Source organism: Acinetobacter portensis (assembly GCF_010646905.1).
GTDB lineage: Bacteria > Pseudomonadota > Gammaproteobacteria > Pseudomonadales > Moraxellaceae > Acinetobacter > Acinetobacter portensis.
Map to the genome: position 1 here is coordinate 1,943,372 of NZ_JAAARQ010000002.1, position 13,449 is coordinate 1,956,820.

13 protein-coding genes are annotated in these 13,449 nt (G+C 36.2%); 4 read left to right on the forward strand and 9 right to left on the reverse strand.

Features of this window, described 5'->3' with window-relative positions:
- Window positions 1-3 precede the first annotated feature (3 nt).
- Together GTK57_RS09205 and GTK57_RS09210 are read right to left on the reverse strand one after the other, a co-directional pair.
- Window positions 4-795 (reverse strand): serine/threonine protein kinase, encoded by a 792-nt coding sequence (locus tag GTK57_RS09205; RefSeq protein ID WP_228720303.1) that lies wholly within the window; start codon window positions 793-795, stop codon window positions 4-6.
- Between the two features lie 104 nt (window positions 796-899).
- Window positions 900-1,589, reverse strand: coding sequence for a phosphatase PAP2 family protein (locus tag GTK57_RS09210; protein WP_163122924.1), 690 nt, complete (start codon window positions 1,587-1,589; stop codon window positions 900-902).
- A gap of 163 nt (window positions 1,590-1,752) precedes the next feature.
- Between GTK57_RS09210 and GTK57_RS09215 the strand changes: the two genes are divergently transcribed.
- On the forward strand, window positions 1,753-2,436 hold the full coding sequence (locus tag GTK57_RS09215; protein WP_163122927.1) for an HAD family hydrolase: 684 nt from the start codon (window positions 1,753-1,755) through the stop codon (window positions 2,434-2,436).
- 93 nt (window positions 2,437-2,529) lie between these two features.
- Here GTK57_RS09215 and GTK57_RS09220 read toward each other — a convergent pair whose 3' ends face one another.
- The 6 genes from GTK57_RS09220 to GTK57_RS09245 form a co-directional block, all read right to left on the reverse strand.
- Window positions 2,530-3,258 carry an amino acid ABC transporter ATP-binding protein gene (locus GTK57_RS09220; protein WP_171500260.1) on the reverse strand — a complete coding sequence of 243 codons (729 nt, stop codon included), beginning with the start codon at window positions 3,256-3,258 and terminating at the stop codon, window positions 2,530-2,532.
- 14 nt (window positions 3,259-3,272) lie between these two features.
- Complete coding sequence (locus GTK57_RS09225; protein WP_152874438.1) at window positions 3,273-3,956, reverse strand: ABC transporter permease subunit; 684 nt, start codon at window positions 3,954-3,956, stop codon at window positions 3,273-3,275.
- Entirely contained in the window at window positions 3,956-4,699 is a 744-nt protein-coding gene (locus tag GTK57_RS09230; protein ID WP_152874437.1) for an amino acid ABC transporter permease, read from the reverse strand. Before GTK57_RS09230 ends, GTK57_RS09225 begins: the two co-directional genes overlap by 1 nt.
- A gap of 67 nt (window positions 4,700-4,766) precedes the next feature.
- Window positions 4,767-5,711 (reverse strand): transporter substrate-binding domain-containing protein, encoded by a 945-nt coding sequence (locus GTK57_RS09235; protein ID WP_152874436.1) that lies wholly within the window; start codon window positions 5,709-5,711, stop codon window positions 4,767-4,769.
- A gap of 503 nt (window positions 5,712-6,214) precedes the next feature.
- Entirely contained in the window at window positions 6,215-7,084 is an 870-nt protein-coding gene (locus GTK57_RS09240; protein WP_163122930.1) for a YadA family autotransporter adhesin, read from the reverse strand.
- A 144-nt stretch (window positions 7,085-7,228) separates the two neighbouring features.
- On the reverse strand, window positions 7,229-7,759 hold the full coding sequence (locus GTK57_RS09245) for a hypothetical protein (RefSeq protein ID WP_163122963.1): 531 nt from the start codon (window positions 7,757-7,759) through the stop codon (window positions 7,229-7,231).
- A gap of 149 nt (window positions 7,760-7,908) precedes the next feature.
- Here GTK57_RS09245 and GTK57_RS09250 point away from each other — a divergent pair, with 149 nt between their 5' ends.
- The 3 genes from GTK57_RS09250 (at window position 7,909) to GTK57_RS09260 (ending at window position 10,434) form a co-directional block, all read left to right on the forward strand.
- Window positions 7,909-8,943, forward strand: a complete 1,035-nt coding sequence (locus tag GTK57_RS09250) for a molecular chaperone DnaJ (protein ID WP_163122967.1) — start codon at window positions 7,909-7,911, stop codon at window positions 8,941-8,943.
- Window positions 8,944-9,149: 206 nt separating this feature from the next.
- Window positions 9,150-9,518, forward strand: a complete 369-nt coding sequence (locus GTK57_RS09255; protein WP_163122969.1) for an endonuclease domain-containing protein — start codon at window positions 9,150-9,152, stop codon at window positions 9,516-9,518.
- A 139-nt stretch (window positions 9,519-9,657) separates the two neighbouring features.
- Window positions 9,658-10,434 (forward strand): hypothetical protein, encoded by a 777-nt coding sequence (locus GTK57_RS09260; protein WP_163122972.1) that lies wholly within the window; start codon window positions 9,658-9,660, stop codon window positions 10,432-10,434.
- 66 nt (window positions 10,435-10,500) lie between these two features.
- Here the strand turns inward: GTK57_RS09260 and GTK57_RS09265 are convergent, their stop codons facing one another.
- A complete protein-coding gene (locus tag GTK57_RS09265) occupies window positions 10,501-13,395 on the reverse strand; it encodes a valine--tRNA ligase (RefSeq protein ID WP_163122989.1) in 2,895 nt (964 codons plus the stop codon).
- Between the last annotated feature and the right edge of the window lie 54 nt (window positions 13,396-13,449).

Here is a 13,449-nt window from a genome sequence, read left to right on the forward strand (position 1 = left end):
CAATTAGTGCTTCTGATCCAATATTTTTAATAGATAAATACATTTTTTAAGGCGCTTACCATCACTTCCGAGTTTTTCTGGTTTAAGTGCTAACAGCCACGTTAGTTTACGTCCAACACGACAAATATCATTGAATGCTTTTGGATGTAATTTTAAAGCATTTGCCAGTAAATCTGCTGCTTGATCAAGCTCGTGTTCTTCAAAACGGTGAGAAGTCGAAAAAATAAAGCATAGCCAATCACGTGTATGACAATCTTCTAAACTGAGATATTGACCAGGATCTGTTTCAAAATCGATGAATGAAAAGTTCTGTTCAGTATCGACTAGAATATTACGTGCAAATGCTTCACTTAAATAGCTATTTTGGAGGTGAATATCTTCAAGTGCATCAATGGCTTTGTGAAATAGGTCTAAGCGTTGTAGCGTTGTTGGCTGAATAGAAAGTGCATGCTCAAGTTGTATGACAGGCTCTCCATTTGGGGAAGCATCCTTTAGTAAAAAAGCATCATTTTGTGAAGCAAGAACATCGGGTGCATGAACACCTAATTTTTTTAAAGCAAGAATGCGTTTTACTTCACATGAAATAGCTTCTTCTCCACCTTGGTTGGGTACAGGTGCAAGCATGCTCAAACCAAGTAGCTTAGAAAACCATTGTAAAGGTAGATAAATCCAAGTTGAATGTCGTTTAGCTGCTTTTTTTAACCAAACTTTTTGACCATTAACTTCGTAAGATTCAACAGATTCTGTTTGTTTTAAAGCATTATCCTTTAAAAAATCAGCATAAATATTTGACACTATTTTGCTCTATATTTTTAGATTAAATACTATTCTAACGAAATTGTGCTTTCAGGTCATAGAAATATACAAACTCACTGTAGTTGACAGAGTGGCGATGTGAATTATTGAGTCTGACATTTATGCTTTAAAGCTTTGTACAATTGAATAGTTATATAGACCACAACATTAATAAACCAAGTGATCCAAGCTGTCCATAAGTTATGACTTAGGAAGTGAGCACCACGCATCATTTGGGCCCATCCCATAGTAAAACCTAAAATAAAACCTGAGATTAAGAAAAAATAAGCGCGTTTAGTATTGGATTTTAAATATACAAAGTAGCCAGTCATGAGTGCGAAACCAGAAGATGCATGTCCACCAGGGAAGCAATGACCATCTTGTGCTGAAAAGTCCCATATATAGCCAGTAGAGGTTGGAATGGTCATAGACCACGGGCAAGCTTGGCTTGAGTGCGATTTAATGAAGCCAATTGAAAGAGTACATAGCATTGAAACAAAGAAAAAATAGGCATACTCATAGCGTTGGGTTTGGGTGACCTTAAATTTAAATGATGCAAGCCAAGCAAAAAAATAAAATAAGTAAATATAGATAATAATATCTTTGACGTAGCTATGATTAAGCTTGGCAAGATACCAATTATCTTTAAAGGGAAAATCACCTGTTTGGTTTATCCATGGGGAAATGAGCGCTAAATCTATATGACCACCAACTGGAAAATAAAGATAAAGAAGTACAAAGCTTGTTAATAAAAATAGACATTGATTAAAGTAGAATTTCTGGAAAGTTTTCATAAGCGCCAATGAAAGAAACCTCAAAGCTTATTACACAAAACAAGGCTTAAAATTGGCTTAAAGATAAGAAATATCATTGATAAGAATATAGATATCAAACATCTAGAATTAGGAATATCTTCAGCAATGTTAAATTAAGATCGAATAAATTCGAGCACCTTATATGACGATTCAAGCGGTCTTATTCGACTTAGATAATACTTTAACGCATCGAGAAAAGAGCATCTTTGCTTATAGTCAGGCGCTAGCAAAAACATTTGAACAACTTCTACTTGATGTGGATTTGGCAAGAATTACATCAATTATTCATCGAATAGATAATGGCGGGTATCCGAAAAAGGAATTGCTCACACATCCAAGTATTGGGGCATCTGTTGCTTATGCTTTAATGAATGAACTGAACTGGAAAGAACAACCGAAACTTGATGATTTAACAGCATTTTGGTTTAACCAATTTGGTGAGCATGCCGTAGAAATGTCGGGTGCTCGAGAACTACTTACATCATTAAAAGAAAAAGGATATAAGCTTGCTGTGGTTTCAAATGGTGGGCATCAAACACGATTGAATATTTTAAATGGATTAGGTTTGAGCCAGTTTTTTGATGAAATTATCAGCTCGGAATGGGTAGGAGTAAGTAAGCCAGATCCTGAGATTTTTATTAAAACAAGTCAACGTTTAGGTGTGAAAGTTGAACATTGTTTATTTGTTGGAGATCATCCAATTAATGATATTCAAGGTGCAAAAAATGCAGGTATGAATGCTATTTTTATAGAGGGATTTCATCAGCCTGAAATGAAGATTGAGCATAAAATTCAACATTTAAATGAGTTATGGAAATTTATTTAATTTGTCTCAAGCTTTTCAGTTTACTCATTTGCATAAAATGTTGAATATAAAAAAGGCAGATCACTTGATCTGCCTTTTTCAGAAAAAATTCGATTAGTGAAGAATTTTATCTAAGAACTGTTGAGCACGATCACTACGTTTTGTTGTAAAGAATTCGTCTTTAGTACAGTCTTCTACAATTTTACCCTGATCCATGAAAATGACGCGGTTGGCAACTTGACGAGCAAAGCCCATTTCATGTGTTACACACATCATGGTCATACCTTCTTTAGCAAGTTGAACCATTACATCAAGTACTTCATTAATCATTTCTGGGTCTAATGCAGATGTTGGTTCGTCAAACAACATTGCAATAGGGTCCATACTTAATGCACGGGCAATAGCAACACGTTGTTGTTGACCACCTGAAAGTTGAGAAGGGAACTTATTGGCATGAGCGCTTAAACCAACACGGTCTAAATACGCCAAACCTTTTTTCTTCGCTTCTTCTTCAGAACGACCAAGTACTTTTACTTGAGCGATGGTTAAATTTTCCGTAATGCTTAGGTGAGGGAATAACTCAAAGTGTTGAAACACCATACCTACACGGCTACGTAATTTAGTAAGATCTGTTTTAGGGTCATTGATAGCAACACCATCTACCCAAATTTGACCTTCTTGAAATGGTTCTAATCCATTTACTGTTTTAATGAGTGTTGATTTACCTGAGCCAGATGGTCCACAAACAACAACAACTTCACCTTGACGGATTTGTGCTGTGCAATCAGTTAAAACCTGAAAGTCTTTGTTGTACCACTTGCTCACATTTTGGAGGTCAATCATTACTTTACTATCTGTCATACACTTAACCTCCTTTGTAATTTTTTAACGGCATAAGTTGCGATCATACTTATAGTGAAATATACCAAGCCCGCAAAAAGAATATATTGCGTAAGTAGTGCCATGAGGTCACCACGGACATAGTTTGTGCGGAAGAAATCAAGCAAGCCAATAGCATAAACCATTGTAGAATCTTGGAATAAAATGATGGTTTGCTGTAAAAGCAAAGGTGTCATTTTACGAAATGCTTGAGGGAGGATAATTAGACGCATAGATTGACCATAAGTCATACCTAATGCTTGGGCTGCTGCTGTTTGTCCACGTGGGATAGATTGAATACCTGCACGAACAATTTCAGAGAAGTAAGCAGCTTCAAATAGCATGAATGCGACAATACTAGATACTAAAGCGGTATCAATGGTTAAGTAATTTCCAGTAATTGCGGTGTATAAAAATGGAACTGCGAAGTAGAACCACATTAAGACCAAAAGTAATGGAATAGAACGGAAAATATTGACATAGCTTTGTGCAATAAAATTTAGCAGTTTATTGGAAGACAAGCGCATTAACGCAAGAATAGTACCAATAGCAATACCACCAATTGTTGCGATTACAACAACTTTTAGGGTAATAGATAAACCATGCCATAAAGCTGGTGCTGAAAGTTGAAGGTCAGTTAAAAATGCAGTGAGCCATTCCATTATTTATCTCCTGCAATTAGACCTGGTACACGCAAGCGCTTTTCAAGCATTAACATTCCGCGCAGAAGGCAAACATTAATTACAACGAAAATGATGGTGATAAAGGTATAAATTTCGATGGTATTTTGCGTGTATTCACTGATGGTTTTCATTTGAGAAATAATTTCAGATACACCAACCAAAGAAGCAACTGAAGTGTTTTTTACGCAGTTGGTAAGTTCAGAACTTAGTGGTGGCAAAATAGTACGAAATGATTGTGGGAGAATAACATAGCGGTACAACTGAAATGTACTGAAACCCATGGCATAACCAGCATTGATTTGACCCTGAGGTAAAGCTTCAATACCTGTACGCACTTGTTCGCATACACGAGCAGCCGTAAACAAACCTAAGCCAATACTGGCAGAAATAAGTGCAGTTGTATTTGCACCTAGGTCACTAACCCACCAAGAGTGAATTGGGCCTGGTAAAAAATTTGGAACAACATAGAACCAAATAAATAATTGTATTAATAAGGGTACGTTACGAAAAATCGTGACATATGCCGTTCCGATATTTCGTGCAGTTTTATTGGGTAAAGTACGCATGATACCTAAAATGCTACCAAGCACCATAGCAATTGACCATGCAACAACAGCAATCACGAATAACCAACCAAGCCCTGTTAAAACCCAATCGAGATATGTTGTGTTGCCAATGCCAGTGGACTGAAATAAAACTCCCCAGTTCCAGCTATAATTCATAATGACTCCGAAAATAGTCAGGCAAAAATTCCTTTTTGCCTGAGGTCTTTATTTATTGTTTTAAAATTTATTCATCTCGGTCATGAGGATTGCTGATTAATGCTTTTAATTGATCAGACATTGCGAAGTTTAAGTTGATATTTTTTGGTGGCACAGCTGATTGGAACCATTTTTTGTACATGTCGTTAATTTCACCAGACTTGTACGTTTCAGTGATTGCACCATCAACAACTTTCTTGAAGCCTGTATCACCTTTACGAAGCATACAGCCGTAAATTTCTTGAATTGGTGCTGTACCTACAATTTCCCATTTTTCAGGATTAATTGCTTTAGATTTTTCACCAGCAAGTAAAATGTCATCCATCATAAATGCAGCAGCACGACCGCTTTGAAGCATTAAGAATGATTCAGCATGGTCTTTAGCAGAAATGATTTCGCCAATGCCTAACTCTTTTTCATGTTGACGGATATAACGTTCAGATGTTGTACCAGCCGTTGTAACTAACTTTTTGCCTTTAAGATCTGCGAAATCTTTAACACCTGAATCTGTTGCAGTAAGTAAACGTGAACCTACTTGGAAGAAACCTACAGAGAAATCAACTTGTTGTTGGCGTTCTTTATTGTTTGTAGTAGAACCACATTCTAAGTCAACAGTACCATTTGAAACCAAAGGAATACGGTTTTGGCTAGTTACAAGGTTGTAGCGTACTTTTAGATCAGGAAGATTCAGTTCTTTTTTAACTGCATCTACAACTTTTAATTGTAGGTCGTGTGCATAACCAACAGGTTGTGTTGGATTGTCTGCGATATATGAGAATGGAATAGATGAGTCACGGTAGCCAAGAACAATAGTTCCTGATTTTTTAATTTTTTCTAATGTACCTGATGTAGCAGAAGCATCTGATGCAGCTGATTCTGTTGCCGCTGGAGCTTTGTCGTTGCTACATGCGCTTAAACCAAGCATGAGTGCACTTGTACAAAGAACAGATAGTGTGGTGTGTTTGAACTTCATGTATAAACTCCGTTTCTATAATTATTGCTGTTTTGGTTTTAGAGTATTAAATACACTTTTTGTATAAAAGATGTATTTAATATTGCAAATAAGTAACCCGTATTTATCTTATGCGAGTTATAGCTCTTTGCTCAAGGAAAATAATTTCAAGGATTTTTCTGGGCTAAATAGTGATCAAGTTGTCATTTTGTTTGGTAATAACCCTTAATTTATATGCCTTCCGTGACAATTATTTTTCAAAGATTGTTATTAAAATATACATAAATTTGTGTATAAATACACCATTACAGTAGTGCGGTTACATTTTGTAACTATTATCTTTTTAACGATGACGCTGATTTGGTGAAGCAAAAAACAATATTTTTATCTGAAATTAGATAGATAGCTTTTTACTTAATGCTGTTGTTATCGTTTTTTAATATTAATAAAAGATTAAAAAGTATTGGAAATAGATGCTTTATTTAATATTTTTTACCAAGTTTGAGCTCTAAATTTTAAGTTTACTACCATTGATATCCTATTGAAGCAGCACCACCAGAATTTCGATTGCTGTCAAAAGACGCTCCTATTTTCCAAATTACTTTGTCATTTTCCGTTACAGAGCTAAAACCGAAAGCAGCCGCTGAGTGACCTTTATAGGTGCCCATACCGCCACTAATCATATTTTTTCCTGGCGTACTTGGTTGAGGGAGGTTACCAATAGCCATTGCACCAGCAATGCCTGCATATGCGCCTTCTTTTAGTTGATCTATATCTTGATTAATTTGTTTGATTTCTGAGTCATATCCAGCCATTTGTCTTTGATATATTGATTCAATTGCATTATATGCAGCATAAAGTTGAGAACCATTAACTGCATCGGTTGATGTTGCAGAAATTTGACCTGCTGCAACATTTTGTATAACACGCTCGTTGTTAGAGTCTCCAACAGAGACTGCATTGGTTGGATTTGAACCTGCATAGTTATAGGTAGTACCAGCTAAAGTTACAGGTGTGGATGAAGATACAGCTCGTGTTTTGGAATTGTTACCAAGTGCGACATCGCCACTTAAATGTGTTTCAGTGTCTGCACCTATAACAATTGAATTTGATTTGATATTTTGTAGTTTGGTTGCTAAATCATTGTAATCTGGATAGCCATCTGTATTTTTATTTACTGAAAGCACTGCGTAGCCTCCATCACCTAAGGCAACACTACAAGTATAAAAAGTAGGAATTGCTGTATTAGCACCTGTATTAGGAGAGCAAATTGATCCATTCCCAGCAGAATTTATATTTGAAACTCCTCCTATGTAGGTAGTACCTGCAAAAATAGATGTGCAAATAAACATAGAGCTAAATAATAATGTATTAATTTTTATTTGGTTAATCATACATCACCTTTCTTTTGTTTTTATGTGATTTAATTTTATTTATTAATACAATAAAAAAGATATCATATGCAATAATAATTGTTAAAAATAATTAATTGATTTGGAAGTAAATATTAATAAAAACCACTTTAATTATGCTCAACCCTAATGGTTGTAGGTATTTTCAATAAACTGGATTAAATCTGTACTGATCACTTGAATATTCTGACTATGTTTAAGTAGTTGATCTTGATGTATCAGCAATTTTGAATCATTCGGAAGTAATAGGTGTTGTTGCAGAATTTCTTCTGAATGGAAAAGTTCAAATGCGAGTTGATTGAGTTTTGCATCATAAATTTGGCTATGTACAAATATATGGAGTTCTTTTGCAAATACAGGAATGAGTTCTAAATATTCCGTTTCTAATGTATGCAAAATATTCTTTGTATTTACAGAATTTATTTGAAAATGCTGATTAAAATCTTGGCTATAGCGTTGCATACGATACAAACTTGGTAAGAGCGTTACGAAGTACTTTTGTTTTTGTTGCTCTTGTTGTGTTTTAGCTTGTTTTTGATCTAATCGATTTAAATACAATGGAATACTAATGGCGACAAAAATGGCAATGACTGAACCAACAGCTTGAACCCACGCTGCCAATTCTTGATTAAAAATTAAATCTGCTTGTGTTGCCATTTGACTTATCCTTTAGTTAAAACATTGTTTTCCCTTAAGTAGCATAGCTAAACCGATTGTGGTTATCCGTAGCGATTTGTATGAGTACTTAGCTGTGGATTTTGTTAAAAAGCATTAAACTGAAGTGTATTTTTGAATATTTGCCGATTATGTCTTTTGAGCTTAAAACTATCTTTCCAACTGTTCTTGAAGTTTCTCCACAGCATAAAAAGCTGAATGGTTTGATTGATGAAATTGAACAGCAAAAGTTATTGCTTGAAGCTTGGAAACAGGCACAGCATGAGATTCGTGCATATAGTCAAAAAGCGCTAATGCCAGCATATCGAAATTTATATGCAACATTATTTGACCAAATGCAGACGCTTTGGAATAGCCTAAGCTGTTATGGTTTAAATAAGATTGATAGCGCAAAAGTGGAAGAGAAAATTCAAGCCCTTGCTCGTTTGCTTCAAGGCTCACATCTATTAAATCAAATACAAATTGATGAAGTCGAAAAGATGCATGCTTATTATCAGCAGGCGAGCGAATATAACAATAAGAAGAAAGTGAAAAAGAAAGAAGAGCAGTCTTTTGATGAGCCTGAAAATATCGAATTTCAAACTGATAATGATTTTGAAGATTGGAACAGCGATGAATATGCTCAAGCACGTGAGCAAGCCAAATTAAAACGTCAACAAGATAAACAAACTAAAGCTGAAAAGTTAGTGAATCAGTCGCTTAAAACAGTGTATTTAAAAATTGCATCGATTATTCACCCTGACCGTGAACCTGATGAAGATAAAAAAGTGGAAAAAACAGAGCTTTTGCAACGTGCCAATGAAGCTTATGAGCAGGAAGATTTATTCTTTTTACTGAAACTTCAGTTAGAAGTGGAGCAAAGTAAAAATGATTCGAATAAAGGTTTAAGTTCGGAGCAAGTGAAGTTTTACCAACAGGCTTTAGAAGCACAAAGCCAAGCTTTAAAAAGCCAAATTCAGGAATTGATTGATTCATTGGTTTGGTCAAATAAAGCCAAAATCGCGGTGCAGAAGTCGAAAGGGCAACTGAATATTGAGCAGTTATATAAGCAGATTGATGCGGATGTATCTGCCGTGAAGCAACAGTTAAAAGCTGAAAATCAACGGCTGATGTATATGGGGAAAGAGAGTGGGTTAGAGATGTTGTTGGAGCATCAAGTTTTGTGATTTTTTAAAAGCACCTCTCCCTTGCGCACTCAGAATATATTCTGAGGATGCTCATCTCCTGGAAGGAGAGGGGAAATCCATTACTTAGCAGATTTAAACTGTAAATTTTGTGATAGTAATTAGTATAAAATTTAATAATAAGAATTAGATTCGCAATGAACGTTCCCTCTCCCTATGGGAGAGGGTTAGGGAGAGGGAGAATAAAAATGAAAATAGACTCTGCATTATTAGAATTAGCCAAATCCATGCGCCACACCGCCACCGATGCTGAACATCTCATGTGGCAGATTTTGCGTGCAAGACGATTTATGGATTTAAAATTTAGACGTCAGCATGTGATCCAACCTTATATTGTAGATTTTTACTGTCATGAAATTGGTTTAGTGATTGAGTTAGATGGCAGTCAGCATGGAATGGATGATGCAATTGAATATGATGCCGAAAGGACGAAATTTTTAGAGGCTTTGGGATTAACGGTGGTGCGGTATTGGAATAATGATGTGTTGGGACAGACGGATGTGGTTTCAGATCATTTATGGAATATATGCTTTGAACTAAAAAATACCTCTCCCTAACCCTCTCCTAAAAGGAGAGGGAATATTCATTACTAAATTCGTGCAAACATAAAATCAAATGATGCTCCCTCTCCCTATGGGAGAGGGTTGGGGTGAGGGTAGAATAAGAAGATTAAAATTACTTTTACATGGGGTACGAATGTCTTATTCGAATTTAGCTACTCACCAAGTTTTGTTACGCAGTTATGAGCAACTAGCTCTTTTGCATAAGAGAAAAAATACACCAAAGAAAATTGATAGCTCTCAGGATGCAGTTAGCGCTAGTTTTATGTCAACTTTTGAGAAAGATGAAAAAATAATAGATAATTATGTATATAATTTTCCATTACTTTCGTTGAATGCTGCAATAATTGAGGGAGCTTTAAGGTATGTATTATCTCAAAATTTAAGAAATGAGATTAATAGGCATATTGAAGAAAATTCAAAAAAAGGAGCTACAGGAAAATCATCATATGAAAATATTTTAGATAGTTTTCTTATTCGTTTAGAAAGTGAGGGTGGTATTGAAAAGTTATTCTCCTTTTATACAGGTTTTTTAAAATTTGATATAAGTAAAGAAATCAATAAAGATCTTTATAGAAAGATAAAAATTTTATTTAGTTTAAGAAATATTTTAGCACATGGAACAACATTAGTTGAAACCGATCCTGAAACAATTGATGAGAATAATGAGGCATTCTTTAAGCAGCAAAAGACTCTTGAAGAAGCAAGAAAATTACTTAATCAATTATACGGTGAAGATGATTTTTTAAAAAATTTAAGTCATTTTGAATTGCCAAAATATTTTATGACTATCACGCAAGAATTTCTAAAAGAATTTAAGGATAAATTTGGTGCAAAATATTGTCTATCTGATGATGATAGTCGTTTTCTAGATAAAATAATAAAATATTCTTGGGGATATATGTTGGTATAGTGAATTTAAAATAAAGGGCTGAATAATCAGCCCTTTATACACAAATTAGATCAAACTAACAACACATTAAAGCGCTGCAATTTGCTCCATATTCGCTTTAATTTTCGCTAACTGGTCAGTAAACTCAGCAAGTTTCACTTTCTCACCTTCAACCACAGCAGCAGGTGCTTTCGCCACAAAACCTTCATTACCTAGTTTAGTGGCAATTTGATCATGCTGTTTTTGAACTTTATCAAAGTCTTTCTGCAAACGACCAAGCTCCGCTTTCGGGTCAATTAAACCCTTCATTGGAACAAATACAGACGCATGACCCACAACACTTGAAGAAGACAACGGTGGTTGTTCGTTATCTGCTAAGAACGTAATGTTTTCAACTTTAGCCAATGCTTTAAACAAAAGCTCAATACGTGAAATTTGAGCTTTTTCAGCATCAGTAATGTTCTGCATTAATACAGGAAGTAAACGTGCATTACCTAAGCCCATTTCACCACGAATATTACGAACCGCACCAATTAAACCTTGAAGCCATTGCATATCTGCTTCAGCTTGATCATTAATAAGCGCATTATCTGCAACAGGGTAAGCCGCAGTCATAATCGTTTCGCCACCAAGACCAATCATTGGTGCAAGCGTTTGCCAAATTTCTTCAGTCAAGTACGGCATAATTGGGTGAGCAAGACGTAAAGACTCTTCCATTACAGCCAATAACACACGACGAACTTCAGCTTTACGCTCTTCAGAAACATTTTCATCATTTAGAACAGGCTTAGTCAGTTCTACATACCAGTCACAGTATTCATTCCAAATGAATTCATAAATGGCTTGAGCAGCTAAATCTAAACGATACGTTGCAAATGCTTGTTGAACCGCAGCAGTCGCTTTTTGTAAACGACTCACGATCCATTGTTCAGGTAATTCCCAAAGATCAGGACGAGCCGTTTGACCAACAGTTTGACCTTCAACGTTCATAAGAACGAAGCGAGTACCGTTCCAAATTTTGTTACAGAAGTTACGGTAGCCTTCAACACGGTTCATATCAAACTTAATGTCACGACCTGTGTTTGCAAGCGCGCAGAAAGTAAAACGAACTGCATCTGTACCGTAAGATTGAATGCCTTCAGGGAATTCTTTACGTGTTGATTTTTCAATCTTTGCAGCTTGTTTCGGGTTCATTAAACCTGTAGTACGTTTTTGTACTAAAGTTTCAAGGTCAACACCGTCAATTAAGTCTAATGGGTCAAGTACGTTACCCTTAGATTTAGACATTTTCTGACCTTCGCCATCACGTACCAAACCATGTACATACACGGTTTTAAACGGAACTTGTGGCGTACCATCTTCATTTTTCATGAAGTGCATGGTCATCATAATCATGCGGGCAACCCAGAAGAAGATGATGTCGAAACCAGTAACCAATACATCCGTAGAATGGAAAGTATTCAGGAAGTAGTTTTGTGCATCTTTTTCAGCGTCACCAGTCCAATCTAAAGTCGAGAATGTCCATAGACCAGATGAGAACCAAGTGTCTAATACGTCTTCGTCTTGTTTTAACGCAACGTCATCGGCAATGTTGTTTTCTGCACGAACTTCTGCTTCGTTACGACCTACATAAATGTTGCCATCTACGTCGTACCATGCAGGAATACGATGACCCCACCACAATTGACGTGAAATACACCAATCTTGAATATTGTTCATCCAAGCCATGTACATGTTGCTGTATTGTTCAGGCACAAATTTAATGTCGCCATCTTTTACAGCTTTAATTGCAGGCTCAGCAAGCGGTGCAATTTTTACATACCATTGGTCTGTTAATAACGGTTCAACGATTACGCCTGAACGGTCACCGCGAGGTGGCTTAAGTGTGTACGGTTGAATTTGGTCTAACCAACCTTCAGATTCAGCTTGTTCAACCAATTGCTTACGAGCAGCAAAACGCTCTAAACCAATGTAGTCCGCAGGTGCAGGAATGGTTTTAGAAATTTGTTCGCCTGCTTTTGCGATGTATTCAAATTCAGCAAGAACTTCAGCATTTTTATTGAAGATGTTGATGATTGGTAATTCGCAACGTTTACCTACTTCATAGTCATTGAAGTCATGAGCAGGGGTGATTTTTACACAGCCTGTACCAAATTCTTTTTCAACATACTCATCTTTAACAATTGCAACAGCACGACCTGTAATCGGTAGAATAATGTTCTTACCAACAAGATGTGCATAACGTTCGTCATCTGGTGCAACCGCAACCGCAGTATCACCTAACAATGTTTCAGGACGAGTTGTTGCAACAACGATGTAATTTTTACCATCGTGTGTACGAAGTGATTTATCTTCAAAGAAATATTTGAAGTGCCATAAAGAACCTTGTTCTTCTTTATCTGACTCAACTTCTAAGTCAGAAAGGGCAGTTTGTAATTTAGGATCCCAGTTTACAAGGCGTTTACCGCGGTAAATTAAACCTTCTTTATGTAAACGTACGAAAACTTCTTTTACTGCATTCGATAAACCATCATCCATTGTGAAGCGTTCACGTGACCAGTCTACAGAAGAACCTAAACGACGAATTTGACGGGTAATGTTACCGCCAGATTGTTCTTTCCATTCCCAAACTTTTTCAATGAACTTTTCACGACCTAAGTCATGACGGCTAATGCCTTGAGCACCCAATTGGCGTTCAACAACCATTTGGGTCGCAATACCCGCATGGTCTGTACCCGGTTGCCATAAGGTATTTTTGCCTGACATACGGTTATAACGGGTCAATGCATCCATAATGGCATTGTTAAAACCGTGACCCATGTGCAAGCTACCAGTGACGTTTGGTGGCGGAATCATGATAGAGAATGAATCGCCTTTTTGAGAAGGCTTAAAGTAGCCGTTTTCTTCCCAAGTCGTGTACCATTTTTTCTCGATCTCGGTAGGATCGTAGGTCGTAGCAATATTTTGCGCTGAATCAGTCATAGTTCAAACAGTTCAAAAGTGGATAAAAAATTAGCTCCATTGTAGCAAAAAAAA

What these genes read in the sequence shown, in the direction of transcription:
- GTK57_RS09235 (WP_152874436.1), bottom strand. Translation starts at nt 5,711, where the DNA reads ATGAAGTTCAAACACACCACACTATCTGTTCTTTGTACAAGTGCACTC.
- GTK57_RS09260 (WP_163122972.1), top strand. Translation starts at nt 9,658, where the DNA reads ATGTCTTATTCGAATTTAGCTACTCACCAAGTTTTGTTACGCAGTTAT.
- GTK57_RS09210 (WP_163122924.1), bottom strand. Translation starts at nt 1,589, where the DNA reads ATGAAAACTTTCCAGAAATTCTACTTTAATCAATGTCTATTTTTATTA.
- GTK57_RS09250 (WP_163122967.1), top strand. Translation starts at nt 7,909, where the DNA reads ATGTCTTTTGAGCTTAAAACTATCTTTCCAACTGTTCTTGAAGTTTCT.
- GTK57_RS09225 (WP_152874438.1), bottom strand. Translation starts at nt 3,956, where the DNA reads ATGGAATGGCTCACTGCATTTTTAACTGACCTTCAACTTTCAGCACCA.
- GTK57_RS09220 (WP_171500260.1), bottom strand. Translation starts at nt 3,258, where the DNA reads ATGATTGACCTCCAAAATGTGAGCAAGTGGTACAACAAAGACTTTCAG.
- GTK57_RS09245 (WP_163122963.1), bottom strand. Translation starts at nt 7,759, where the DNA reads ATGGCAACACAAGCAGATTTAATTTTTAATCAAGAATTGGCAGCGTGG.
- GTK57_RS09215 (WP_163122927.1), top strand. Translation starts at nt 1,753, where the DNA reads ATGACGATTCAAGCGGTCTTATTCGACTTAGATAATACTTTAACGCAT.
- GTK57_RS09265 (WP_163122989.1), bottom strand. Translation starts at nt 13,395, where the DNA reads ATGACTGATTCAGCGCAAAATATTGCTACGACCTACGATCCTACCGAG.
- GTK57_RS09255 (WP_163122969.1), top strand. Translation starts at nt 9,150, where the DNA reads ATGAAAATAGACTCTGCATTATTAGAATTAGCCAAATCCATGCGCCAC.
- GTK57_RS09230 (WP_152874437.1), bottom strand. Translation starts at nt 4,699, where the DNA reads ATGAATTATAGCTGGAACTGGGGAGTTTTATTTCAGTCCACTGGCATT.
- GTK57_RS09240 (WP_163122930.1), bottom strand. Translation starts at nt 7,084, where the DNA reads ATGATTAACCAAATAAAAATTAATACATTATTATTTAGCTCTATGTTT.